This window comes from Bacillus aerius, assembly GCF_029894105.1.
Taxonomy (GTDB): domain Bacteria; phylum Bacillota; class Bacilli; order Bacillales; family Bacillaceae; genus Bacillus; species Bacillus altitudinis.
Genome location: NZ_JARYHO010000001.1, coordinates 852,473 through 877,859, shown reverse-complemented (window position 1 = coordinate 877,859; position 25,387 = coordinate 852,473). Strand labels below are relative to the sequence as shown.

The 25,387-nt window shown below is 43.7% G+C and carries 20 protein-coding genes, 16 tRNA genes and 3 rRNA genes; 8 read left to right on the top strand and 31 right to left on the bottom strand.

From position 1 onward, the window contains the following. Positions 1–322 precede the first annotated feature (322 nt). The 5 genes from M2353_RS04515 to M2353_RS04495 all read left to right on the top strand — a co-directional run bounded on the left by M2353_RS04515 (position 323) and on the right by M2353_RS04495 (position 3,116). A complete protein-coding gene (locus tag M2353_RS04515; protein ID WP_284725027.1) occupies positions 323–1,126 on the top strand; it encodes a DUF2262 domain-containing protein in 804 nt (267 codons plus the stop codon). 18 nt (positions 1,127–1,144) lie between these two features. Beyond that, a complete protein-coding gene (locus tag M2353_RS04510) occupies positions 1,145–1,834 on the top strand; it encodes a DUF1963 domain-containing protein (RefSeq protein ID WP_284725026.1) in 690 nt (229 codons plus the stop codon). A 64-nt stretch (positions 1,835–1,898) separates the two neighbouring features. Then, positions 1,899–2,192: a hypothetical protein gene (locus M2353_RS04505; protein ID WP_047947339.1), complete on the top strand. Its 294-nt coding sequence runs from the start codon at positions 1,899–1,901 to the stop codon at positions 2,190–2,192. A 116-nt stretch (positions 2,193–2,308) separates the two neighbouring features. Then, positions 2,309–2,500, top strand: coding sequence for a hypothetical protein (locus M2353_RS04500; RefSeq protein WP_045035292.1), 192 nt, complete (start codon positions 2,309–2,311; stop codon positions 2,498–2,500). A 70-nt stretch (positions 2,501–2,570) separates the two neighbouring features. Next, the gene (locus tag M2353_RS04495) at positions 2,571–3,116 is read left to right on the top strand and encodes a histidine phosphatase family protein (RefSeq protein WP_284725025.1); all 546 of its coding nucleotides are present in this window, start codon (positions 2,571–2,573) and stop codon (positions 3,114–3,116) included. 42 nt (positions 3,117–3,158) lie between these two features. On the opposite strand, the gene M2353_RS04490 is transcribed toward M2353_RS04495, so the two are convergent. The 23 genes from M2353_RS04490 to M2353_RS04380 all read right to left on the bottom strand — a co-directional run bounded on the left by M2353_RS04490 (position 3,159) and on the right by M2353_RS04380 (position 13,414). Further along, the gene (locus tag M2353_RS04490; RefSeq protein WP_284725024.1) at positions 3,159–3,863 is read right to left on the bottom strand and encodes a hypothetical protein; all 705 of its coding nucleotides are present in this window, start codon (positions 3,861–3,863) and stop codon (positions 3,159–3,161) included. 116 nt (positions 3,864–3,979) lie between these two features. Beyond that, positions 3,980–4,774 carry a phosphotransferase gene (locus M2353_RS04485; RefSeq protein WP_284725023.1) on the bottom strand — a complete coding sequence of 265 codons (795 nt, stop codon included), beginning with the start codon at positions 4,772–4,774 and terminating at the stop codon, positions 3,980–3,982. Positions 4,775–5,187: 413 nt separating this feature from the next. Continuing rightward, a complete protein-coding gene (locus M2353_RS04480; protein WP_048001794.1) occupies positions 5,188–5,613 on the bottom strand; it encodes a hypothetical protein in 426 nt (141 codons plus the stop codon). 278 nt (positions 5,614–5,891) lie between these two features. Further along, positions 5,892–5,973, bottom strand: a tRNA-Leu gene (locus M2353_RS04475). A 37-nt stretch (positions 5,974–6,010) separates the two neighbouring features. Beyond that, positions 6,011–6,099: transfer RNA gene (locus M2353_RS04470), tRNA-Leu, on the bottom strand. A 13-nt stretch (positions 6,100–6,112) separates the two neighbouring features. Continuing rightward, positions 6,113–6,183: transfer RNA gene (locus tag M2353_RS04465), tRNA-Cys, on the bottom strand. A 5-nt stretch (positions 6,184–6,188) separates the two neighbouring features. Next, positions 6,189–6,263: transfer RNA gene (locus M2353_RS04460), tRNA-Gly, on the bottom strand. A 7-nt stretch (positions 6,264–6,270) separates the two neighbouring features. Next, positions 6,271–6,342 (bottom strand) — tRNA-Gln (locus M2353_RS04455). Positions 6,343–6,351: 9 nt separating this feature from the next. Beyond that, positions 6,352–6,427 (bottom strand) — tRNA-His (locus M2353_RS04450). Between the two features lie 24 nt (positions 6,428–6,451). Next, positions 6,452–6,525: transfer RNA gene (locus tag M2353_RS04445), tRNA-Trp, on the bottom strand. A gap of 13 nt (positions 6,526–6,538) precedes the next feature. Then, positions 6,539–6,623: transfer RNA gene (locus M2353_RS04440), tRNA-Tyr, on the bottom strand. 15 nt (positions 6,624–6,638) lie between these two features. Beyond that, positions 6,639–6,711: transfer RNA gene (locus M2353_RS04435), tRNA-Thr, on the bottom strand. Positions 6,712–6,717: 6 nt separating this feature from the next. Further along, positions 6,718–6,793: transfer RNA gene (locus M2353_RS04430), tRNA-Phe, on the bottom strand. Positions 6,794–6,812: 19 nt separating this feature from the next. Further along, positions 6,813–6,889: transfer RNA gene (locus M2353_RS04425), tRNA-Asp, on the bottom strand. Positions 6,890–6,903: 14 nt separating this feature from the next. After that, positions 6,904–6,980, bottom strand: a tRNA-Met gene (locus M2353_RS04420). A gap of 15 nt (positions 6,981–6,995) precedes the next feature. Further along, positions 6,996–7,071: transfer RNA gene (locus M2353_RS04415), tRNA-Val, on the bottom strand. Positions 7,072–7,103: 32 nt separating this feature from the next. Next, positions 7,104–7,178: transfer RNA gene (locus M2353_RS04410), tRNA-Glu, on the bottom strand. A gap of 17 nt (positions 7,179–7,195) precedes the next feature. Next, positions 7,196–7,286 (bottom strand) — tRNA-Ser (locus M2353_RS04405). A gap of 4 nt (positions 7,287–7,290) precedes the next feature. After that, positions 7,291–7,365: transfer RNA gene (locus tag M2353_RS04400), tRNA-Asn, on the bottom strand. A gap of 9 nt (positions 7,366–7,374) precedes the next feature. Continuing rightward, a 5S ribosomal RNA gene (gene rrf, locus M2353_RS04395) occupies positions 7,375–7,490 on the bottom strand. Between the two features lie 110 nt (positions 7,491–7,600). After that, positions 7,601–10,531, bottom strand: a 23S ribosomal RNA gene (locus M2353_RS04390). 182 nt (positions 10,532–10,713) lie between these two features. Continuing rightward, positions 10,714–12,262: ribosomal RNA gene (locus M2353_RS04385) — 16S ribosomal RNA — on the bottom strand. Together the 16S, 23S and 5S rRNA genes with 16 tRNA genes alongside form the textbook arrangement of a ribosomal RNA operon. A gap of 273 nt (positions 12,263–12,535) precedes the next feature. Beyond that, complete coding sequence (locus M2353_RS04380) at positions 12,536–13,414, bottom strand: nucleotidyltransferase-like protein (protein ID WP_073416003.1); 879 nt, start codon at positions 13,412–13,414, stop codon at positions 12,536–12,538. A 189-nt stretch (positions 13,415–13,603) separates the two neighbouring features. Between M2353_RS04380 and M2353_RS04375 the strand changes: the two genes are divergently transcribed. Beyond that, positions 13,604–13,951, top strand: coding sequence for a YgzB family protein (locus M2353_RS04375; protein WP_017366887.1), 348 nt, complete (start codon positions 13,604–13,606; stop codon positions 13,949–13,951). 35 nt (positions 13,952–13,986) lie between these two features. Here the strand turns inward: M2353_RS04375 and perR are convergent, their stop codons facing one another. Further along, complete coding sequence (perR, locus tag M2353_RS04370; RefSeq protein WP_003217782.1) at positions 13,987–14,424, bottom strand: peroxide-responsive transcriptional repressor PerR; 438 nt, start codon at positions 14,422–14,424, stop codon at positions 13,987–13,989. Between the two features lie 159 nt (positions 14,425–14,583). Further along, positions 14,584–15,051, bottom strand: coding sequence for a thioredoxin-dependent thiol peroxidase (gene bcp / locus M2353_RS04365; RefSeq protein WP_007496746.1), 468 nt, complete (start codon positions 15,049–15,051; stop codon positions 14,584–14,586). A gap of 129 nt (positions 15,052–15,180) precedes the next feature. Here bcp and M2353_RS04360 point away from each other — a divergent pair, with 129 nt between their 5' ends. Next, positions 15,181–16,476, top strand: a complete 1,296-nt coding sequence (locus M2353_RS04360) for a glutamate-1-semialdehyde 2,1-aminomutase (RefSeq protein WP_008341922.1) — start codon at positions 15,181–15,183, stop codon at positions 16,474–16,476. 247 nt (positions 16,477–16,723) lie between these two features. Beyond that, positions 16,724–17,797 carry an FUSC family protein gene (locus tag M2353_RS04355; protein WP_025206980.1) on the top strand — a complete coding sequence of 358 codons (1,074 nt, stop codon included), beginning with the start codon at positions 16,724–16,726 and terminating at the stop codon, positions 17,795–17,797. Between the two features lie 226 nt (positions 17,798–18,023). Here M2353_RS04355 and M2353_RS04350 read toward each other — a convergent pair whose 3' ends face one another. The 6 genes from M2353_RS04350 to M2353_RS04325 all read right to left on the bottom strand — a co-directional run bounded on the left by M2353_RS04350 (position 18,024) and on the right by M2353_RS04325 (position 25,386). Beyond that, positions 18,024–18,920, bottom strand: a complete 897-nt coding sequence (locus M2353_RS04350; protein WP_008341942.1) for an ABC transporter permease — start codon at positions 18,918–18,920, stop codon at positions 18,024–18,026. Between the two features lie 18 nt (positions 18,921–18,938). Continuing rightward, positions 18,939–19,940 (bottom strand): ABC transporter permease, encoded by a 1,002-nt coding sequence (locus M2353_RS04345; RefSeq protein WP_017358852.1) that lies wholly within the window; start codon positions 19,938–19,940, stop codon positions 18,939–18,941. A 61-nt stretch (positions 19,941–20,001) separates the two neighbouring features. Next, the gene (locus M2353_RS04340; protein ID WP_268390969.1) at positions 20,002–21,588 is read right to left on the bottom strand and encodes an ABC transporter substrate-binding protein; all 1,587 of its coding nucleotides are present in this window, start codon (positions 21,586–21,588) and stop codon (positions 20,002–20,004) included. Next, complete coding sequence (locus M2353_RS04335) at positions 21,563–22,540, bottom strand: ABC transporter ATP-binding protein (protein ID WP_284725022.1); 978 nt, start codon at positions 22,538–22,540, stop codon at positions 21,563–21,565. The genes M2353_RS04340 and M2353_RS04335 overlap by 26 nt, the downstream gene beginning before the upstream one ends. Continuing rightward, positions 22,509–23,531 (bottom strand): ABC transporter ATP-binding protein, encoded by a 1,023-nt coding sequence (locus M2353_RS04330; RefSeq protein WP_284725021.1) that lies wholly within the window; start codon positions 23,529–23,531, stop codon positions 22,509–22,511. The genes M2353_RS04335 and M2353_RS04330 overlap by 32 nt, the downstream gene beginning before the upstream one ends. 112 nt (positions 23,532–23,643) lie before the next feature. After that, positions 23,644–25,386 carry an ABC transporter ATP-binding protein gene (locus tag M2353_RS04325; RefSeq protein WP_008341950.1) on the bottom strand — a complete coding sequence of 581 codons (1,743 nt, stop codon included), beginning with the start codon at positions 25,384–25,386 and terminating at the stop codon, positions 23,644–23,646. Between the last annotated feature and the right edge of the window lies 1 nt (position 25,387).

Below are 25,387 nucleotides of genomic sequence, written 5' to 3'. Positions count from 1 at the left end.
TTACTGCCGCTTCATGTTTCAGAGAATGATGAAGGTTTTGTAAATCACTCAGTACTACTTTACTTTTTCATCTAATCGTGTCAAAGTAATTATAAAGAAAAGGAAGAATCACCTAGGCTTTTCGACTCACTTAGCCAAATTTATACAAAATCCGAACCGATTTGCTTTTTTATTGTGACTCAACCTCCAGCAATCCATGTATCCTCTCTGCTGCCACAAACCTAAAAAACAGTTTTAAGTAAAAAAAGCTTGATTTCCCCTGCCAATGTACGGTGTGATAAAGGTATAGCTCCATCAAATAAATCAAGCTGGGGGACATCCTATGAAATCAAACAAACAAATCAACATATTTGAACAAAGATTCTCAGAAGAAGTGATAGACATCATGGCTGTTACAGGACCTTCTGGAGTCGGCGCAGGAAAAGCAGGAAAAGAGACTCTTTGGACTGCTTCAATCCCGCTCATTGCATGGAAGGAAAAAGACCGCATCATAACCGAAAAAGTGAGACTGTGCTGGTTAACAGATGAAAAGGGACTACGAGAAAAACAAGCGCAATTACATAAAGAATCTATCGTCACACTTCAAGTACGTAAAGGTGAAGATGAATTCATGCTCGTTTCACTTGTTGATACAGATACTGAAGATAAGGAACTTCAAGAAATATTAGAAGAAGCTCAACAACCTATCTTTTGCCACGATGACAAGCTGGGTACCTTTGAATTAGTGAAAGGACTAGACTTATTTGAAACAACCATGCAGTGGGGCAATGAGGAGTGCCTTCTTTACTTCAATCTTGAAGAAGAGGAAGAAATGAATGACTCTCTGAAAACGGCTAGACAACTCGTAGAAGAGCAGACAACATGGGATGCCTCCATGAAGTCATATGCAGCAAATCAGCTGATTGAACTAGCAAAAGATTGGCAGGAACAAGACGACTCCGCTGAACATTCAGAAGAGATCACACCGGATCAATTTATCAGCCGCATCTCTCTTGAAAGCCTCCATGCTTATCCAAATGGAGAATTCGAAGCCTACTATCATGACGGAGATTTATTTTGGGGACATGTCATCATTGTCTCTGGCAACATGAATGGAACATTTCAAGATGCACACATTGCTGGCTAAAGAATGGGGGATGGATAAATGAAGATCAAAGCTTTTGACGAATTAAATCAACTAGGAAAAACACCTATTGTAGCCAAAATAGGCGGGTTTCGCCCTGATCCATCTAAGTACAGCTGGTTTGCTGGTCATTTTTTCATCCAACGCGATAAAGGGTGGCCGGCAGATCAAGATGGAGCTATGATTCCCATTTTACAAATGTATTTACCCGAAGTACCAGGGGGAATGAACGGCTTTGATGAATGTAAGATGATTCAAATTTTCATCAACAAGAAAACCCTTCCGATCGATATCGCCAAAAACGGTGATGGCTGGAAACTCATTGAATATTCATCAATGGAAGGATTAGAAATCGCTGAGACCCCTGAAGAAGTGAAAGGAATTAAACCTTTCCAGATAGAGTGGCTCGAAGGGGAACAACCGGATTATCCATGCTGGGAGGAAGCTTGGTCATACGTTGACTTATCAGAGGTTAATGAAAGTGAAGAAGCGACAGATCATTTCTTCGAGCATTACTCAAACTACTCGTTCACAAAAATCGATGGATACGGAGCTTACATCCAATCTCCTCCCCACCAGATGTCAGGAGAATTCATGCTACAAATCGCCTCAGAAGAAAAACCTCGGTTCATGATTGGTGATAACGGCACGATGTATTTCTATTACGACAAAGACAATAAAGAATGGTTCATGCACTGGGATTGTTTTTAAAATCAACTGTATGGAACCATTCCCCTTTCTAATCGTAATAAACGATATGAAGGGGGCCGGTAATATGGGATTCATTTTAGACATCTTCAATCTTGCTCTGTATATCCCTTTTTTACAGGTAGATGAAGATGATATATCACGAAATGCAGCACAGCTAAAAAAATACAGCTGGTTTCAAGCGTTATTAAATGATCAAACGAGCAGAGAGCTGATCATTTATGATCAAGGAGTCCGCCGTGTAATTGGTCAATTTAAGACGAGTAAACTCCATAAGAAACCATACAACATCAGATGCGAACGAAAGGTACAACAAGCCATACACCGTGCCATGTCAAAACACGGAAAGATCCGCACTTAGCTGTGGCTCTTTCCGTACAAATGTAGTAAATCCTTTTGAAGAAAACAATTGACGCTCGGACAACTCTCCCCGTATATTATGTATAAATCCATCTTTTTTAGAAAAGGGGGCCTCACATGCGCTTGTTTAAGAACTGGAGAAAAAAGCAGCACAAACAGCCGATTACTTCAGATACGCAAGAAGACAGCATCCCAATTAATTTTTCTGCCCTTCCCTTTGGCACAGACACCGTAGATGATTTTTTGTTCAACTTAGACCTAACCTCCAAACTGATAGATCCATACAAAGAAGCAGACACGAACAAATAGAACCTAAACTTTCGTGAACCCTCATCCAATATTGGATGATTTTTTTATACTTAGAGGAAGGTGTCCCCCTATGAAGACATATTATTTCGTCAGACACTGTCAAGCAGATGGACAATCCGAGGATGCGTCTTTAACGCCTCAAGGCATCACACAATCGCATGAACTCACACAGTTTTTTTCCGGCATTCAGCTCAACCAGATCATCTCAAGTCCTTATAAACGAGCGATTCAAACCGCTGAGCTCCTTGCTCATGCCAAACAGATAAAGGTACAAATTGACAAACGTCTCTCTGAACGTAGGTTAAGCAGTCAACCAATGAAGGATTGGTATGAAAAACTAAAGCTCAGTTTTTCGGACTTGCATATGACCTGTGAAGGCGGAGAGTCGAGCCTAGAAGCGATGAATCGTATTGTAGAGGTACTCTATGAACAAATAAAATTAGGAAGAGATCATACTTTATTCGCCACTCATGGCAATATTATGAGCCTGCTTCTAAAACACGCCGATCCTGCAATTGGATTCAAGGAGTGGGAACAACTAAGCAATCCAGATGTCTACATCCTGAAATATTTTAAACCAGACCATGTAGAAATAGAAAGAATATGGCATAAATAAAAAAGGCAGGGTTGACCCCAGCCTTTTTCTTATGAAAAACAACTATTGGTGATAGTAAAATGTCTGTACCCACTCATAGGGCTTCTTACGATCCGCACACCATTTCACAAAGCCTCTTGTCTCCGTCTGCTGAAATTCCTTCCAGTCCGATAAAAGTTGGTTATAGTAGACTGCTAGTTTTTCAACATTGCTTTGATCATTTTTATCTTCGATCAGTTTCATGACATCTTGAATCCCTTGAATTCGCTCATGATCTTTCTCATAGGTGCTTAAATAAAGATCTTCATGTATATGATGAAACGAATACCACAAAGCCGAGAAATAGGTTTCGCAAATTTGAACAATCACTCGCTGCTCTTTGCTGCGACCCATCTCTAGTGCCTTCAATAAATAGGGCAGCCCTTCCCCCTGATGCACAAACAAGCCTTGCCAGCGATACGGTCTCACATCCGTTGGATCAATATTTTCCCACTCTCGAAGAACAGGGTGGATCACCCCATGTACCAATGGATACACAAGCAAATGATGACCATCCTCAAAACGTTCAATGTAATCAAACAGCCAAACAACAAATGAACGCCGTGCTGTAAATTCGTTCTTATTCATCTCTTCAACAAAAGACTGAAGAACCTTTAACGCATCTTTACGCAGACCCTGTTCTTTCCTTACACAGTACTGTCTAAAAAGCGGATAATCATGTGATCGCTCATCTTCAATCATAGTCTGTAATATCGTCTTCGTTTGCAAGATAACAACTCCGCCTCTTTACATTCATTCTATTGAACTATTATAACCAATTGTAACATCCACAAGAAACTAGTAAAAAGATAAGTTGTCCTTTTTTTATAAAACCCTTGGCATCCTCAAATCCATTCTTTTCTGTGTTCATGAATGAATTGTATGTCTATTTGATAATGCTCAAGGTGCCCCTCATGAATCATTTTTTGAAAGGCTCTATCCCCTTCATTCGCTTTTCGCTTCATGTATTGACATAAACCTTCTAAACGCAGCAACACCATGTCCACATAATCTTCTGGTATTTCCTCACCATAAGCTTCAAAAAACTGTTTGACTCTATACTTTATATGGGCTGCATGCTCTAATGAATGATAATTTACGACCTCCCCTGTTTCAGTACGAAAAAACCTACTGAGAGGGACACAAGTATAGAGAGTATATGCAATATCCCAAAGCTTTGGACCAGGGGCAGCTACATCAAAATCAATGATTCCCACTGGCTTTTTATTTTTGAAAATAATATTGTACATCGCAAAATCATTATGGCACACAACCTCTATGTTGTTAGGCGTATTGTCCATTCGTTCCCAATCGTCTGAAATGGGAAAATCACTAACAGCATCATGATACTGTCTAAGCATTCTCGCTATTTCTTTTAAAACATTGTGAGAGCACATGTATTCTTTTAAGGGATCATGACCGGCTACACCTTCAATGAAGGACAAGATCTCTCTACCTTTTTCATCAACCCCTAAAAACTTTGGAGCATAGGAGAAATTCTTTTTTTCTAAATGCTTTAGCAGCTTTTGTATATTCATATTGTCTGACTTTACCTCTCTGCGAACCGTATCTCCCGAACGATATACGTTGGAGACATTTCCACCTGTCAATAACTCTTCATGATCATTTTGTTTTTTCATAAATTCCCCCCCAAACTGGGTCACAATGATGATGCCAGCTAAAGATGCGTATGTACCCACAAATATTCATTTAGTTACACAAAGGTAGTTCACTGTTTTATGAATGCGCTACTCCATTTTGTTTCCTTATATGGTTAAATGTATCGTACCAAATGTTGCAAATCATCAAAAGTTTATTCTGTTAAAAGTAGTACATGCTCATTCTCTTCTAATAGGATTCTATTTTCATCTAAATAACTCATTTAAACCACAAAAAAACGTTTCACCACGAGGGTGAAACGTTGGGTTCACGGTAAAAACCAAACTTTTAATAGATACCGGTGGCCGGAGTCGAATCGACACTCCGTGATAAATGATTCCAAAAAGGCAAGGTATACCCTCTTAAAGTAAAGCAGCCGTTAATGAAATAAGAATTAAAGTTCTTCTTGATATATTGCTGATTTTATCGGCTTTAAAGTCAAAGGAATTTTAAACTCATGAATACTTTCAATATGATTAAAAAAATGATCTATATCGTCATAATCCATTGACCATTCTTCTACCACCTTTAACTTTTTTAACTCGCTTGTTGGTTTAAATAAAAATTCACAGTGCAGTTGTTCCATGTGAGAATAATCATCTTCTTCATAAATTGTAAACTGACGTACAAAATCAAGATGAAATAGTTCCTCTCCCGTAAAATCATAGACACCACACTGAAATAAAATTTCTTTATCTTCTTCGCCCTCAACAGTCTCCTTTGAAAAAGCCTTAAATGTTTCCCAAACCTTTTTTATCTCATCGGTCTCTTCACCGATGCTATCTTTAAGATAACTTTCAGCATTTTTAACCGTAATCATTACAACACCTCCTATGTACAATTGATCCAATCCATCTTCAATTGTCCTGCCCCTTTAGTTTAATCATAAGGTAACCATCAATAAAGTAAAAGTCAATCTCCTTAGAATGGCCCTCAGCAAAAACCGTTTTTTCACCATTTGAAGTAATTTTGTCATGTGAAAAACTAGCTAAAAACAAATAAAAAACGCCTCTCTACAATCTGTAGAAAGACGTTTTAAACGTTAATATTCTTTAATTCTTCTGTAATTGACGATAATAAAGAATATCTAAAACTAGATACCGGTGGCCGGGGTCGAACCGGCACTCCGTGAGGAACACGATTTTGAGTCGTGCGCGTCTGCCAATTCCGCCACACCGGCATGATCATTTAAGAGCGCAACTTATAATAATAAAAAATGGTGCCGAGGGCCGGACTTGAACCGGCACGGTAGTCACCTACCGCAGGATTTTAAGTCCTGTGTGTCTGCCAATTCCACCACCCCGACAGTCTTTTCAAAAAGGCGACACCCGGATTTGAACCGGGGATAAAGGTTTTGCAGACCTCTGCCTTACCACTTGGCTATGCCGCCATAATTGGAGCGGAAGACGGGATTCGAACCCGCGACCCCCACCTTGGCAAGGTGGTGTTCTACCACTGAACTACTTCCGCATATCAACTGGGCTAGCTGGATTCGAACCAACGCATGACGGAGTCAAAGTCCGTTGCCTTACCGCTTGGCTATAGCCCAATAATAAAATGGGGCGATTGATGGGAATCGAACCCACGAGTGCCAGAGCCACAATCTGGTGCGTTAACCACTTCGCCACAACCGCCATAGATGTAATGAATCATATAATTGGCAGGGGCAGTAGGAATCGAACCCACACCGGAGGTTTTGGAGACCTCTGTTCTACCGTTAAACTATGCCCCTATGAAAATAAAAATGGTGGAGGGGGGCGGATTCGAACCGCCGAACCCGGAGGGAGCGGATTTACAGTCCGCCGCGTTTAGCCACTTCGCTACCCCTCCACATTTGAAAAACAGTGCCGGCAAGAGGACTTGAACCCCCAACCTACTGATTACAAGTCAGTTGCTCTACCAATTGAGCTACACCGGCAAATAGTGGTGGCTCGGGACGGAATCGAACCGCCGACACACGGATTTTCAGTCCGTTGCTCTACCAACTGAGCTACCGAGCCAAGTATTCTTTTTAAAAAATGGCGGTCCGGACGGGACTCGAACCCGCGACCTCCTGCGTGACAGGCAGGCATTCTAACCAACTGAACTACCGGACCAATAAAGATAAATTTGGTTGCGGGGGCAGGATTTGAACCTGCGACCTTCGGGTTATGAGCCCGACGAGCTACCGAACTGCTCCACCCCGCGACGATATAAAAGATATGGTGGAGGATGACGGGCTCGAACCGCCGACCCTCTGCTTGTAAGGCAGATGCTCTCCCAGCTGAGCTAATCCTCCGAATAAAATGCTGGTATGTATTTCTATAAAAATGGTGACCCGTACGGGATTCGAACCCGTGTTACCGCCGTGAAAGGGCGGTGTCTTAACCGCTTGACCAACGGGCCCTTTATTATGTAAATTGTGGCGGAGAGCAAGGGATTCGAACCCTTGAGACGGGGTTACCGCCTACACGATTTCCAATCGTGCTCCTTCGGCCACTCGGACAGCTCTCCAAATTGGCTCCGCAGGTAGGATTCGAACCTACGACCGATCGGTTAACAGCCGATAGCTCTACCACTGAGCTACTGCGGAATGAAGAAAGCCTGGCGATGTCCTACTCTCACAGGGGGAAAACCCCAACTACCATCGGCGCTGAAGAGCTTAACTTCCGTGTTCGGTATGGGAACGGGTGTGACCTCTTCGCCATCATCACCAGACAATTTAGTGACAAAAGATATTATACTATGTATTACAAATAAATCAAGAGATATTTCAAAAAATGTTCTCTCAAAACTAGATAACAATGTTCATTTTTCACATTAGAATATAGGTTAAGTCCTCGATCTATTAGTATCTGTCAGCTCCACGTGTCACCACGCTTCCACCTCAGACCTATCAACCTGATCATCTTTCAGGGATCTTACTTCCTTGCGGAATGGGAAATCTCATCTTGAGGGGGGCTTCATGCTTAGATGCTTTCAGCACTTATCCCGTCCGCACATAGCTACCCAGCGATGCCCTTGGCAGAACAACTGGTACACCAGCGGTGCGTCCATCCCGGTCCTCTCGTACTAAGGACAGCTCCTCTCAAATTTCCTGCGCCCGCGACGGATAGGGACCGAACTGTCTCACGACGTTCTGAACCCAGCTCGCGTACCGCTTTAATGGGCGAACAGCCCAACCCTTGGGACCGACTACAGCCCCAGGATGCGATGAGCCGACATCGAGGTGCCAAACCTCCCCGTCGATGTGGACTCTTGGGGGAGATAAGCCTGTTATCCCCGGGGTAGCTTTTATCCGTTGAGCGATGGCCCTTCCATGCGGAACCACCGGATCACTAAGCCCGACTTTCGTCCCTGCTCGACTTGTAGGTCTCGCAGTCAAGCTCCCTTGTGCCTTTACACTCTGCGAATGATTTCCAACCATTCTGAGGGAACCTTTGGGCGCCTCCGTTACATTTTAGGAGGCGACCGCCCCAGTCAAACTGCCCACCTGACACTGTCTCCCTGCCCGATAAGGGCAGCGGGTTAGAAGGTCAATACAGCCAGGGTAGTATCCCACCGATGCCTCCACCGAAGCTAGCGCTCCGGTTTCCAAGGCTCCTACCTATCCTGTACAAGCTGTACCAACATTCAATATCAGGCTGCAGTAAAGCTCCACGGGGTCTTTCCGTCCTGTCGCGGGTAACCTGCATCTTCACAGGTACTATAATTTCACCGAGTCTCTCGTTGAGACAGTGCCCAGATCGTTGCGCCTTTCGTGCGGGTCGGAACTTACCCGACAAGGAATTTCGCTACCTTAGGACCGTTATAGTTACGGCCGCCGTTTACTGGGGCTTCAATTCGCACCTTCGCTTACGCTAAGCGCTCCTCTTAACCTTCCAGCACCGGGCAGGCGTCAGCCCCTATACTTCGCCTTACGGCTTCGCAGAGACCTGTGTTTTTGCTAAACAGTCGCCTGGGCCTATTCACTGCGGCTTCTCGGGGCTTTAACACCCTAAGAAGCACCCCTTCTCCCGAAGTTACGGGGTCATTTTGCCGAGTTCCTTAACGAGAGTTCTCTCGATCACCTTAGGATTCTCTCCTCGCCTACCTGTGTCGGTTTGCGGTACGGGCACCTCTCACCTCGCTAGAGGCTTTTCTTGGCAGTGTGGAATCAGGAACTTCGCTACTAAATTTCGCTCGCCATCACAGCTCAGCCTTCACGGGAAACGGATTTGCCTATTTCCCAGCCTAACTGCTTGGACGCGGATATCCAATACCGCGCTTACCCTATCCTCCTGCGTCCCCCCATTGCTCAAATGGTGAGGAGGTGGTACAGGAATATCAACCTGTTGTCCATCGCCTACGCCTTTCGGCCTCGGCTTAGGTCCCGACTAACCCTGAGCGGACGAGCCTTCCTCAGGAAACCTTAGGCATTCGGTGGACGGGATTCTCACCCGTCTTTCGCTACTCATACCGGCATTCTCACTTCTAAGCGCTCCACCAGTCCTTCCGGTCTGACTTCACTGCACTTAGAACGCTCTCCTACCACTGTTCGTAAGAACAGTCCGCAGCTTCGGTGATACGTTTAGCCCCGGTACATTTTCGGCGCAGAGTCACTCGACCAGTGAGCTATTACGCACTCTTTAAATGGTGGCTGCTTCTAAGCCAACATCCTGGTTGTCTAAGCAACTCCACATCCTTTTCCACTTAACGTATACTTTGGGACCTTAGCTGGCGGTCTGGGCTGTTTCCCTTTCGACTACGGATCTTATCACTCGCAGTCTGACTCCCAAGGATAAGTCATCGGCATTCGGAGTTTGACTGAATTCGGTAACCCGGTAGGGGCCCCTAGTCCAATCAGTGCTCTACCTCCGAGACTCTTACCTTGAGGCTAGCCCTAAAGCTATTTCGGAGAGAACCAGCTATCTCCAGGTTCGATTGGCATTTCACCCCTACCCACACCTCATCCCCGCACTTTTCAACGTGCGTGGGTTCGGGCCTCCATTCAGTGTTACCTGAACTTCACCCTGGACATGGGTAGATCACCTGGTTTCGGGTCTACGACCACGTACTCATGCGCCCTATTCAGACTCGCTTTCGCTGCGGCTCCGCATCTTCTGCTTAACCTTGCACGGGATCGTAACTCGCCGGTTCATTCTACAAAAGGCACGCCATCACCCGTTAACGGGCTCTGACTACTTGTAGGCACACGGTTTCAGGATCTATTTCACTCCCCTTCCGGGGTGCTTTTCACCTTTCCCTCACGGTACTGGTTCACTATCGGTCACTAGGGAGTATTTAGCCTTGGGAGATGGTCCTCCCGGATTCCGACGGAATTTCACGTGTTCCGCCGTACTCAGGATCCACTCTGGAGAGAACAACATTTCAGTTACAGGGCTGTTACCTTCTTTGGCGGGCCTTTCCAGACCTCTTCGCTTATATCGTTCCTTTGTAACTCCGTATAGAGTGTCCTACAACCCCAAGAGGCAAGCCTCTTGGTTTGGGCTGTTCCCGTTTCGCTCGCCGCTACTCAGGGAATCGCATTTGCTTTCTCTTCCTCCGGGTACTTAGATGTTTCAGTTCCCCGGGTATGCCTTCTCATACTCTATGTATTCAAGTATGGATACTACTCCATTACGAGCAGTGGGTTTCCCCATTCGGAAATCTCCGGATCAAAGCTTGCTTACAGCTCCCCGAAGCATATCGGTGTTCGTCCCGTCCTTCATCGGCTCCTAGTGCCAAGGCATCCACCGTGCGCCCTTTCTAACTTAACCATTTCTTACTTTAGAAAGAATCACTATGTGTGATGAACTTTGCATTGCATTCAATGTGAATGTATTACTTATTGTTATCTAGTTTTCAAAGAACAATCCTGTCTCGCTAGAGACATGTTTGAAGGAATGATCCTTCAAAACTAAACAAGACGAAAAACGTACGCTGCTCCATATATCCTTAGAAAGGAGGTGATCCAGCCGCACCTTCCGATACGGCTACCTTGTTACGACTTCACCCCAATCATCTGCCCCACCTTCGGCGGCTGGCTCCATAAAGGTTACCTCACCGACTTCGGGTGTTGCAAACTCTCGTGGTGTGACGGGCGGTGTGTACAAGGCCCGGGAACGTATTCACCGCGGCATGCTGATCCGCGATTACTAGCGATTCCAGCTTCACGCAGTCGAGTTGCAGACTGCGATCCGAACTGAGAACAGATTTGTGGGATTGGCTAAACCTTGCGGTCTCGCAGCCCTTTGTTCTGTCCATTGTAGCACGTGTGTAGCCCAGGTCATAAGGGGCATGATGATTTGACGTCATCCCCACCTTCCTCCGGTTTGTCACCGGCAGTCACCTTAGAGTGCCCAACTAAATGCTGGCAACTAAGATCAAGGGTTGCGCTCGTTGCGGGACTTAACCCAACATCTCACGACACGAGCTGACGACAACCATGCACCACCTGTCACTCTGTCCCCGAAGGGAAAGCCCTATCTCTAGGGTTGTCAGAGGATGTCAAGACCTGGTAAGGTTCTTCGCGTTGCTTCGAATTAAACCACATGCTCCACCGCTTGTGCGGGCCCCCGTCAATTCCTTTGAGTTTCAGTCTTGCGACCGTACTCCCCAGGCGGAGTGCTTAATGCGTTAGCTGCAGCACTAAGGGGCGGAAACCCCCTAACACTTAGCACTCATCGTTTACGGCGTGGACTACCAGGGTATCTAATCCTGTTCGCTCCCCACGCTTTCGCTCCTCAGCGTCAGTTACAGACCAGAGAGTCGCCTTCGCCACTGGTGTTCCTCCACATCTCTACGCATTTCACCGCTACACGTGGAATTCCACTCTCCTCTTCTGCACTCAAGTTTCCCAGTTTCCAATGACCCTCCCCGGTTGAGCCGGGGGCTTTCACATCAGACTTAAGAAACCGCCTGCGAGCCCTTTACGCCCAATAATTCCGGACAACGCTTGCCACCTACGTATTACCGCGGCTGCTGGCACGTAGTTAGCCGTGGCTTTCTGGTTAGGTACCGTCAAGGTGCAAGCAGTTACTCTTGCACTTGTTCTTCCCTAACAACAGAGCTTTACGATCCGAAAACCTTCATCACTCACGCGGCGTTGCTCCGTCAGACTTTCGTCCATTGCGGAAGATTCCCTACTGCTGCCTCCCGTAGGAGTCTGGGCCGTGTCTCAGTCCCAGTGTGGCCGATCACCCTCTCAGGTCGGCTACGCATCGTCGCCTTGGTGAGCCGTTACCTCACCAACCAGCTAATGCGCCGCGGGTCCATCTGTAAGTGACAGCCGAAACCGTCTTTCATCCTTGAACCATGCGGTTCAAGGAACTATCCGGTATTAGCTCCGGTTTCCCGGAGTTATCCCAGTCTTACAGGCAGGTTACCCACGTGTTACTCACCCGTCCGCCGCTAACATCCGGGAGCAAGCTCCCTTCTGTCCGCTCGACTTGCATGTATTAGGCACGCCGCCAGCGTTCGTCCTGAGCCAGGATCAAACTCTCCGAAAAAGTACAAAACCGAAGTTTTGTTTTTCGTCAGCGTTTGACTGACTACCTATGATGTATCATAGGATTTTTTTATAAAAACTCGAATTAACAGGTACGTTTTGTCTTGTTTAGTTTTCAAAGATCATCTTCATTGTCGCTCAGAGGCGACTTTCTTAATATAACATTTGAGCACCGTGTGCGTCAAGTGTTTTTTTGAATTTCTTTTTGTCCGCTTTTCTTTCAAAGCAACTCGGTTGCTCATTAGCGACGTTTAATAATATACCATCATAATATTCATGCGTCAATATCTTTTTTAACAAAATATCCTCGGTGATAGATTTTTTGCCCCTTCGTCTCAATTGGCTCTACTAGCACAATTCCTTTTTCCACAAAGAAATCAATCATCACACTAAGATCAGGTGTGAAATGCTTGAGATCAGGATGTGCAAGAAGCTCGCCAAACAGCCAAATTTCCTGCTGTTCCATGACTTGACGCAAATGAGCCGCACCAATTTCTGCTTTTGAATGGATCAAGAAATCATTCGCTAGGAATAAAAGTTCTAACCGCTTATGAAGACTTTCGTGGCTTTCAATCAGCTCTGAATAAAGTTTATATACTTCCGGCTCCATATGACGTACTTGGTTCCAAACGGTCACTTCTGGGTGGAAGCCTTTATCAATCACTTCAATACGCGCCAGATGATGCAGGGCATGCACAATGGAATTATATGCATCGAGGAATTGATTTGATTCAAAAAATGCTTTTCCTTCTATATATCTGCGAATGAGCTTGCCATATTCTAAACCAATTTTGAGCTTGCGGTTAGAAAACGGGAACGTACTCAGTTCATCAATCAAGTTGAAAATATATTCATTTCGATCAAACAGGACTTTTCCGTTTAAAATCCAATCAATAATCCGTCTGTTGGTACCTAAGGTAATCCATTCCTTCAACTGATCATCTGTGACAACATTTAAAGAAGCTGTTTGGTGACCGGATTCATAGTGCTTAATAAATAACGGTTCTTCCGCATCCTTTACGATGACTAGAAGCGCTGCATCAAAGTTATCCGTCTCAGAAGATACTTTATGTCTTCTTTCTACTATAATCACAGCTAATGTATCTGGATGACTTGCTCTCTCTTGATAAATAGGACGGAGAAGATTTTCCATAGTGATTCCTCCAATACTCGGGTGTAAGGTTCTTCTCTAATGCTATGTATTTCTCCTCATAGAATCAAAATTCCTTCAATACATGAAAAAAGATCATTGAATCATTATAAGCAATTTATTCACAAAACTCTATAACTAATTCAAACAGAAAGGTAAAATGTGCTATATTGGAGATAAGGGGGACTAGGGATGGCGAAATACTCCAGTAAGATTAATAAAATCAGAACATTTGCACTTAGTTTGGTTTTTGTTGGTTTTTTGATCATGTATATCGGTGTGTTCTTCAAGGAATCGGTCTGGCTGTCGACCTTCTTTATGCTACTCGGCGTGTTATCGATTGGATTGAGTACAGCCGTTTACTTTTGGATCGGTATGCTTTCTACAAAGGCTGTACGAGTAATTTGTCCAGGCTGTGAGAAGGAAACAAAGGTGCTCGGACGAGTGGATATGTGCATGCATTGCCGAGAACCGCTTACACTTGATCCAGCATTAGAGGGTAAAGAGTTTGATGAATCCTACAATCGAAAAAAGTCATAAAAATAAGCTGACCATTCAACTGGTCAGCTTTTTCATTAATGATTTTCTTTTTTTGCACATTCTTGACAAGTGCCATAGATCTCCAAGCGATGATGACTTACTGTAAAACCTGTCACATGGGATGCAAGCTGTTCTACTTCATCAAGGCCAGGATAGTGAAAGTCAACGATCTTTCCGCAATTTTCACAAATCGCATGGTAATGGTCAGATGTCGCAAAATCAAATCGGCTTGAGGAATCCCCATACGTTAATTCTTTTACTAATCCAGATTCCCGGAAGACTCGTAAATTGTTGTAAACCGTTGCTACACTCATATTAGGAAATTTTCCTTCAAGTGCCTTATATATATCGTCCGCGGTTGGGTGTGTCATAGAATTTACGAGAAACTCCAAGATGGCATGGCGCTGCGGAGTAATTCGAACACCGGTTTCTTTTAGAGCGTCTAAAGCATCTTTTAGTTCGTGAGCAGCCATTTCATCATGCACCTCTCTTTTCAAAAATATTCTTATATTATAATCTTTATAAATAGTGTACCCCCAGAGCCGAAACTTTGTCAATTACAATCCTCTTTTTTACCTATTCTTCTATACAAAAAAGACCGGCACGACTGCCGATCTCATCTCGTCAACATATTAAGCGTGAGCTTTCAGTTCCTCAAGCGCTTCTTCCACATGATCTTTCACCTTTACTTTACGCCACTCTTTCACAAGCTTTCCTTCTTTATTAATAAGAAACGTTGAGCGTTCAATTCCCATGTATTCCTTACCAAAGTTCTTTTTCAGCTTCCATACACCGAAAGCTTCAGACAATTTTTGTTCGTCATCTACAAGAAGCAGGAAAGGTAAGTCATGTTTTTCTTTAAACTTTTGGTGCTTGTCTTGACCGTCTGGGCTTACGCCGATGATGACAGCATCTAATTCGGCAAAGCTTTGATGGCGGTCACGGAAATCACAAGCTTCCGTTGTACACCCTGGCGTCATATCTTTTGGATAAAAATAAAGGACAATGTGTTTCCCTTTAAAATCAGAGAGCTTTACTTTCTCTCCATTATCACCAAGTAATTCAATATCAGGTACTTGCTGCCCCACTTCGATTGTCATGATACAATCCCTCCAACCTATTTTTTCATTAGCCTATCCAATTTCGAGAAGATATTCAACTAAGGACGCTTGCATCGGCATGTTAAAATAATGATAGACGACGTGATACGTTGAGATAGGAGGCTATTTATGAAATTCACCGAATCAGAAAAATTACATCAAGAGGCGCTGGAGCATATTGTTGGAGGGGTTAACAGCCCATCTCGTTCATATAAAGCAGTGGGCGGCGGGTCACCTGTTGCAATGGAAAAAGGCGAAGGCGCTTATTTTTGGGATGTTGACGGAAACCGTTATATCGACTATTTAGCAGCATACGGTCCAATTATTACGGGACATGCTCATCCTCATATTACAAAAGCCATCACGAAAGCAGCCGAGACGGGTGTCCTTTACGGAACACCAACGAAGCATGAAGTCACTTTTGCTAAGATGCTGAAGGAAGCGATGCCTGCTTTGGACAAAGTTCGTTTTGTCAATTCAGGTACAGAAGCTGTGATGACGACAATCCGTGTCGCTCGCGCTTATACAGGCAGAACAAAGATCATTAAGTTTGCCGGATGTTACCACGGCCATTCTGATCTTGTGCTAGTTGCGGCCGGCTCTGGACCTTCCACTTTAGGAACACCAGATTCAGCGGGCGTGCCTAAAAGTATTGCCAATGAAGTCATTACCGTTCCATTCAACGATATAGACAGCTACAAAGAAGCATTAGACCGCTGGGGTGATGAAGTAGCAGCTGTTCTTGTCGAGCCAATTGTCGGGAACTTTGGCATCGTAGAGCCTAAAGACGGTTTCCTGCAGCAGGTTAATGACCTGACTCATGAAAAAGGGGCTCTAGTCATCTATGATGAAGTCATTACAGCTTTCCGCTTTATGTATGGTGGTGCACAGGACTTGCTTCAAGTAAAACCTGACCTCACTGCATTAGGTAAAATTATCGGCGGCGGTCTTCCAATCGGCGCTTACGGCGGCAAAAAAGAAATTATGGAGCAAGTCGCCCCGCTTGGACCAGCCTACCAAGCTGGTACGATGGCAGGTAATCCCGCCTCCATCCTTTCTGGTATTGCATGCTTGGAAGTGTTAAAAGAAGACGGGGTCTACGAACGTCTTGATCAGCTCGGGGCCATGCTAGAAGAGGGAATTTTAGCCCACGCAAAAAAACATCAAGTAGATATTACAGTGAATCGCTTAAAAGGTGCTCTCACCATTTATTTTACAAAGGAAACGATTGTGAACTACGAGCAGGCTGAAAATACGGATGGTGAAATGTTCGCCCGTTTCTTTAAATTCATGCTCGCACAAGGTATTAACCTCGCCCCTTCTAAATATGAAGCTTGGTTCTTAACCATTGCACATACTGAAAATGATATTTCTGAAACGCTCAAAGCAGTAGATCATGCGTTTGAACAGCTGAAACAATCATAATGAAGAGAAAAACAGACGTAAATTCATGCGTCTGTTTTTTTATTTACCAGCTCTTGATTGTCAAAAGCAAGTGAATCTGTTACATTTTTTCTCAATACCTTCTTTTGATGTTTTCATGAACTTTCAAAAATCACTTGAATATTTCGGAAGACCGCTGTATATTACTTAGTTGTTTCATCAAAATATTTATGATATATGACAAGTGGTCATCTATTATCGAAAAGAAAGGAATGCAGGGACAAAACCAATGAAACTTGGAGCCCGTATTTTAAAAACTGGTATTGCCATTGTACTCGCGCTTTACCTGGCAACATGGCTTGGGTTGCCGACACCCGTCTTCGCGGGAATTGCAGCTGTATTTGCTATCCAGCCATCTATTTATCGATCATTTTTAACGATTGTTGATCAAGTGCAAGCCAATATTATTGGAGCAGCACTTGCCATTACGTTCGGTCTGCTTTTTGGCACAGGACCAGTCATCATCGGCTTAACTGCCGTCATGGTCATTGCGATTAATTTAAAGCTGAAGATTGAACACACGATTCCGATTGCACTCGTAACCGTCATCGCGATTTTAGAAAGTGCAGGGGATCATTTCCTTTCCTTTGCCTTAATTCGAACAGCAACTGTGGTGTTAGGCGTACTTTCTTCATTTTTAGTGAATTTGATTTTCCTGCCGCCAAAGTATGAAACAAAGCTTGTTCATCACATTATGGAAAATACGGAGGAGATTTTAAAATGGATCCGTCTGAGCTCCAGACAGTCTACTGATCATTCCACTTTAAAGGATGACATCGATCAAATAAAAGAACGTATGATCAAATTAGATCACATTTACTTGTTATACAAAGAAGAACGAAGCTATTTAAAGAAAACAACTTATGTCAAATCTAGAAAGCTTGTTTTATTCAGACAGGCAATCATGACGTCTAATCGAGCGCTGTACTTGCTGAAAAAGCTTCATAAGTTAGAAAATGAAATTCATTTGATGCCAGAGCATTTCAGAGAGAGCTTAACAGATGAGATTGATTATTTGCTTTATTGGCATGAACGTACCTTAATGAAATTTGTTGGAAAAATGAAACCGCAGGACGATGATTTTCAGAATGAATGCTCTCTTCGTCTTGAAGCATTAACGAAATCATTTATTCAGCATCAACAAAATCAAGAAAACGACTTGCTGGATTACAATATGCTGAATGTGATGTCGAGTATTATTGAATACCGTGATGAATTGGAGCATCTAGATACTTTGATTACAAGCTTCCAAACGTATCACCCAAAAGATAGTGAGATTGAGACAGAAGAAAAAGAAGCTTAAATACAAAAGCCCGATTCTAAGAATCGGGCTTACATTTTTGACAAAGGGCTAAAATGATCTTTATTTTAGCCCTTTGTCTTCTTTTCAGCGTAGTTGAAAACCCTTGAAATCAAGGAAGGGCGAGTACTGGAACGGAGCGAATGCCATATTCGTGAGCACCAGCACGCAGGACTGACAAAGAATGCGGGGTTTGTCTACACGCTGTGACCGATTCTTGGAATCGGTCTTATTTTATTTTCTTCATTTTAGGATCAAGGGTGTCTCTTAATCCATCTCCCATCAAGTTAAAGCCAAGAACCGTCAGCATGATCGCAATCCCCGGGAAAAATAAAGTCCATGGCGCTTGTACGAGATAAGGTCTCGCATCTGCAAGCATTTTCCCCCACTCTGGACTTGGCGCTTGTGCACCTAATCCTAAAAATCCTAAAGCCGCCGCTTCAATAATGGCAGTACCAATCGCAAGCGTCGCCTGAACGATCACCGGCACCATACTATTTGGTAGAATGTGTCGAAGAACAATACGGCGGTGTGACATCCCAACTGCTTTTGCTGCTAAGACGTATTCTTCTTGCTTAATGCTCAGCACCTTTGAACGAACGAGCCGGCCAAATGTGGGGACGTTAATAATCGCTATGGCAATAAGGGCATTTTGTAAGGAAGGGCCTAAGATGGAAACGATCGCAATCGCTAATAGAATGCTAGGAAAAGCGAGTAAAATATCAAATAGTCTTGAGATGACAGCATCCAGCAATCTGCCGCCGTAACCTGCCATCAATCCAAGCAATGTCCCTAAAATAACCGACCCGAGAACGGAGAAGAAACCCACCCATAATGAAATCCGAGCTCCATGCACGACTCTAGAAAATATGTCTCTCCCGAAATCATCCGTACCAAACCAATGTGCAGCCGAAGGGGCACTAAATCGTTCGCCTAGTGACTGCTCGTTGATTCCATAAGGAGCAATGAGCGGTGCAAAGATTGCTAGAATCAGAAATAAAAAGACAATCACAGTGCCAATGACCGCTAGCTTGTGCTGAAAGAACAGTTTCATCGATTCAAGAATCAGTGATTGAGAGCGTTCTTCCTTTTGTTCAGGTGCTTGAAGCTCTTTTTGCGCTTCCATGTCGTCACTCTCCCTTCTCTAGTATTTAATCCTCGGATCAATGACTGCATACAAGATATCCACAATGAAATTGATCAGCACAAATATGAGCGCAACAACAAGAATGCCAGTTTGAATGACAGGATAATCACGATAGCTAATGGCATCGTAAATATACCGCCCAATTCCCGGCCAAGCAAAGATCGTTTCTGTTAAAATAGCTCCGCCTAGCAAGAGACCTGTTTGAAGACCAATAATCGTTAAAATCGGAATGAGCGCATTTTTTAGCCCATGCTGATAAATGATGAAAAATGAACGTACCCCTTTTGCTTTTGCTGTTCGAATAAAATCTGAATGAAGAACTTCTAGCATACTTGCCCTCGTAATCCTTGCAATAATCGCAGCAGGAATCGTTGCGAGAGCGGTACTTGGTAAAATTAAATGCTTGATGCTGTCAAAGAATTGATCAAATCGTCCTTGCAAAATCGTGTCCAGCGTATGGATATAGGTGATCGACTCTACCGGATTTCTTACGTTTTCTCGTCCTGTAGTCGGCAAAATACCTAATTCAATCGAGAATAGCCACTGTCCCATTAAGCCTAACCAGAAAATCGGCATGGACACCCCAATGAGAGCAATAAACATGGCCACATAATCAAAGAAAGAATGTTTAAACCAAGCACTAATGATTCCGGCATTCACACCGACAATAATCGCCAGCAACATAGCGAAGAAAGTCAATTCTAATGTAGCGAATAAGTAAGGCTTCATTTCCTGGGCAATAGCCGCTCCTGTTCGTATGGAAGTCCCTAGATCGCCTTTTAAAAGCCCCAGCATGTAGTGACCATATTGTACGTACCACGGCTGGTCTAAACCAAGCTGAATCGTCAATTGCTCTACTGCTTCTTTCGTTGCCCGCTGTCCTAAGATGACCTGCGCCGGATTTCCAGGGATAAACCGAATAATAGAAAATACAACTAAGGTCATTCCGATCAGTACTGGAATGAGCATTCCTGCTCGCTTCATACAATAAGCAAACAAACAGCTTTCACCGCCTTTTCATTGTTTGGATAAGGGAGATCGAACGATCTCCCTTATTTGCTTATTCGAAATATACGTCAGTCAATGCTTCGGAACCAGTCGGATGCGGCTGGTAGCCTTTTAAATCTTTAGATGCGGCGAGCATTGGAATTGAATGGACTAATGGAATCCAAGGTGCTTCATCATGAATGATTTCTTGAGCTTCTTGATATAATTCATTTCGCTTCTTTTGATCCGTATCGGTCTGCGCTTCAATGAGGATGTCATGCATTTTATCGTTTTGGAAGAATGTATAGTTGTTACCGCCAATACTGTCTTTATCCAATAGTGTGTAGATGAAATTATCAGGATCGCCATTGTCCCCTGTCCATCCTAATAAGAACACATCTGCTTCGCCTTTACTTGCTTTATCTAAATAAGTCGCCCAATCATATGTGACGATTTCGGCTTTGACACCAACTTTTTCAAAGTTTGACTGAATGACTTCAGCTACCTTCATCCCGTCTGGCATATATGGACGCGGCACAGGCATTGCCCAAAGCTTGATGCGAAAACCGTCAGGGAAGCCTGCCTCTTTCAATAGTTCTTTTGCTTTTTCCGGATCATATGGATATGGCTCAATCTCGTCATTGTAGCCTTCTAATGACGGAGGAAGTGGATTTTTTGCTGGTTCAGCAAGACCTCCATAAAACGACTCGATGATTGATTCTTTATCAACTGCATAATTGAGCGCCTGACGAACCAACTTGTTATCAAGCGGCTTTCTAGTCACTGTCAGCCCGATATAACCTACGTTCATGGATGGTCTTTCAATCAGCTGGAGCGCTTTGTCTGTTTTAATGCCATCTAAATCGGACGGATTGACGCCATCCATTAAGTCGATTTCGCCTGTTTTAAGCGCATTTAAACGAGCAGAGTTTTCAGGAATAGAGCGGAAGATGATTTGTTTCAGTTTTGGTTTATCTTTTTGCCAGTAATCTTCGTTCTTTTCTAAAACAATACGGTCGTTCTGCTTCCATTCTTTAAACTTAAATGGTCCTGTGCCAACTGGGTTTTCTCTAAATGAATCACCGCTTTTTTCAACTGCAGCAGGACTAGCGATACCAAATGGTGACATGGCAATGTTTTTCAGAAATGTTGCTTGCGGGCGTTTGAGTTGAAATTCAATTTCATGCTCTCCTTTGACGATGATGTCTTTAATGACATGCCCTTTATCTTTTTTATAGCCGCCAAACATGCCGTAGTAAGGAAATTTTTCGGCATCTCCATTCATCCAGCGGTCAAAGTTGAATTTCACTGCTTCTGCATTAAAGTCTGTGCCATCGTGAAATTTCACACCTTCTCTTAAGTAGAACGTGTACGATTTTCCGTCCTTCGCAACATCCCATTCTGTTGCGAGGCCCGGATGGATGGTCGTGTCTTTTTCACCGTAATTCAAAAGCTTTTCAAACATATTCTCTGTGACCTTGAAGGTTTCGCCTTCTGTTGTTGTAATCGGATCAAGTGACGTAGAGTCTCCTCCTCTACCGAATACGAGAGTGTCTTTTGTGGCTTTTTCTTCTGATGTTGATGAAGATGCACAGCCACCTAAAAATAACGCAAGTGCCAGCACAAAAATGAAACTACTGAATAACCATGTCTTCTTCATTGTGTTCCTCCTTTTGATATAAATAGCACGCAGCTGCATGACCTGTTTCCTCCTCATACAAAGGCGGAACAGCTTGCAAGCATTGCGCCCACCTTTTTGGACATCTTTTATAGAAAGGACAGCCATCTTCTGACACCAGGGTGGATTCTTCCGCTGACACATCCTGCGTTTCCAGCACGTGATCCATATGTGGAATGGATTTCAGAAGAAGCGATGTATAAGGATGAAGCGGCTTGTGAAATACGTCCTCCGCAGGACCCATTTCTACAATACGGCCAGCGTACATCACTGCAATTCGGTCGCTCATATACTTGACAACGCCTAGATCGTGAGAAATAAACAAGTACGTCAGAGAAAGCGTCTTTTGCAATTCGAGCATTAAATTCAATATTTGCGCTTGAACCGATACATCTAAAGCGGAAACTGGCTCATCGGCAATCACAAGACTTGGATGAGTAATCAGCGCCCTAGCAATTCCAATACGCTGCCTCTGACCGCCGCTGAATTGGTGCGCATAACGGTCTCCATAGGATGGGTCAAACCCAACAATGTGCAGCATCTCCTTTACCCGCTTTTGTCTTTCTGCTTTTGTTCCATGTTTATGAACAATGAGCGGTTCTTCTAAAATGTCTTTGATTTTCATTCGTGGATTTAAGGAAGCGTATGGATCTTGGAAAATCATTTGAATGTCTTTTCTGAAGGAACGCATGTCTCGTTCTTTCAGAAGCGTCACTTCTTTTCCTTTCATTTGGATTGAGCCAGAAGTCGGTTCGATTAATCTCATTAAACTTTTGCCAAGGGTTGATTTCCCGCAGCCAGATTCGCCCACAATGCCGAGCGTCTCCCCTTCTTTCACGTGAAAGGACACTTGATTTAAAGCCAAAGTCGTCTGTTTGTGTTTAGAAAAAAATGCCGATGTGTCATAACGCTTCTTCAGTTGATTCACTTGCAACAGTGGGTGATTCAGTGTCTTCTCCTCCTTCCATTAGAAAACATGCGACGCGGTGATTGTGTGAAATGGATTGTAAAGATGGGTCTTTTTCAAGACATTGCGTCATTTGATATGGACAGCGTGGTGCAAATTGACAGCCGGACCGAATAGCTCCTGGCTTAGGTACATGACCCGCAATAGACATGAGTTTTTCTTTTTTCTCTTTAAATGATGGAACAGAGGCGAAAAGACCTTTCGTGTAGGGATGGAGAGGTTTTTGGAAAATACGGTCAACGGTTCCTTCTTCTACGATTCGACCGGCATACATAATCATGACACGCTGGCATATTTGCCGCACGACGCCTAAATCATGAGTAATAAATAAAATAGCGGTGTCCATCTCTTCATTTAACTTTTTGAGCAAACGAAGAATTTGTGCTTGGATGGTGACATCAAGTGCAGTCGTTGGTTCATCTGCAATCATGAGCTTTGGGTGACACAGCATCGCCATCGCAATCATCACACGCTGACGCATGCCGCCCGATAGTTCATGTGGATATTTTTTGAGTAATGACGCTGCTTGTTTCAGGCCTACCGTTTGAAGCAAATCTACTGCCTTCACTTTTGCTTCTTTTTGGCTGATAGCCTGATGTGTGAAAAGGGCTTCTGTCATTTGCTTGCCGATGGTCATGAGTGGATTGAGAGAAGTCATGGGTTCCTGGAAAATCATTGAGATGTCATTCCCTCTGACCTCTCGCCATTGTTTCTCCGAAAGTGACAGCAGGTTTTGACCTTCAAATTGTATGTGACCTGTTGTTTCTGTTTGGTGATTCAGCCCCATTAAAGACATCGATGTGATGCTTTTCCCGCAGCCAGATTCGCCCACAATACCTAAGGTTTCTCCTTTTTGAATAGAGAATGAGATGTCATGGACGATCGGCACTCTCTGCTTTTTTTGCTGAAAAGCAATAGACAGCTGTTTGACATCTAGCAATACTTCTTGTTCTTTCACATCTTCACCACCCCGTCATACTTTTTAAAATTGTATTGAGACAAGCTGGGAAATATGTCATGTTTTTGACAAGCATAAAAAAGCCTATCCGCTAGAATCGGATAGGCTTCTACTAATTTAATGTTTGAATGGTAAATAGATGGCGATAGTGGCTGTCTCGGTTCATTAATTCTTCATGTGTTCCTTTTTCCACAATCTCGCCTTGTTCCATGACCACAATGAGGTCCGCATGTGTAATCGTTGATAAACGGTGCGCAACAATAAAAGTTGTGCGATCTTTTGCCAGCTTTTGCATCGCTTCTTGGATGTAATGTTCACTTTCTAAATCAAGTGCAGACGTTGCTTCGTCTAAAATAAGCAGCGGTGGATTTTTAAGAAATACCCTCGCAATTGAAATTCTTTGTTTTTGACCGCCTGACAGCTTTACGCCACGTTCTCCTACCTTTGTGTCATATCCTTCAGGAAGAGACATGATGAACTCATGGGCATTAGCCGCTTTGGCCGCCGACACAATTTTCTCAAAGGATGCTTCTGGGTCTCCCACAGCGATATTTTCTTTAATGGTGTCACTGAATAAGAATGTATCTTGGAGGACCATCCCGACTTGATTCCGGAGGCTTCTTGCCTTGTACTCTTTAATATCAATGCCGTCAATTTCGAGTGATCCGCTTGTGACATCATAAAATCTTGGAATTAAGCTGACGAGTGTCGACTTCCCTCCGCCGCTCATTCCTACAAGCGCAACGGTTTGACCTTTTTCTACTTTCAAGGAGATATTGTGTAAAATCTCTTCCTGTGTATGTTCGTAACGGAACGACACATCTTTAAATTCTACCTCTCCTTTTAAGTGATTGGCTTCTTTTGCATTCGGCTTGTCTGTTACTTCATACGGTTCATCAATAAACTCAAAAATACGATCCATTGATGCTACTGACTGAGTTAAAGTCGTCGATGAGTTAATGAGACGGCGAATCGGGTTGTACATCCGGTCAATGTAGCCAACAAAGGCAATCATTGTCCCAATTGAAAGCGACCCGTTAATGACGGTATAGCCAGCAAAAGCAATGATGAGCAGCGGCGCAATGTCTGTGATCGTATTGACGACAGCGAATGTTTTGGCATTCCAATTCGTATGATTGATCGCTTTGTTTAAGAAATTTTTATTTTCATCGTGAAAATTCTCTTGTTCGTATTCTTCAATCGCAAAGCTGCGAATGACAGGCATTCCTTGTACTCGCTCATGCAGGTGCCCTTGCACCTCAGCCAGTGCCTGCGACCGCTCTTTTGTCAGCTTGCGAAGCCGTCCGTAAAAATACTTCACTGCTAACGCATACAGCGGAAAAATAATGACAGACACAATGGTGAGTTTAAGATCCAGTGTACACATAATGGCTATCACAATCAGGACGGTCATCAAATCAAGCCAAATGTTCATAAGCCCTGTGATGACAAATTCCTTTGTTTGCTCCACATCGTTGATGACCCTTGAAATAATTTCCCCTGTTCTCGTGTTGGCGTAATAACGAAGGCTTAACTTTTGAATGTGCGAGAAAAGCTTTTCCCGAATATCAAATAATACTTTACTGCCTGTCCACTGCGCATAGTATTGTCTGTAGTACTCAACAGGCGGTCTCATCACTAAAAATAATACAAGCATGATTCCCATAATAATAAAGAGAGTGGATGTTTTTTCTTCAGCCGATCCAGAGCCTTGAATCACATCATCAATGACATACTTTAAAAGCAGAGGCAATGTTAAGGGGATCGAGAACTTAATCATTCCGATCACCATTGTCAATGCAATCTGTTTTTTATACGGTGTTACAAAAGCCATGTAACGTTTTATGACCCCCATG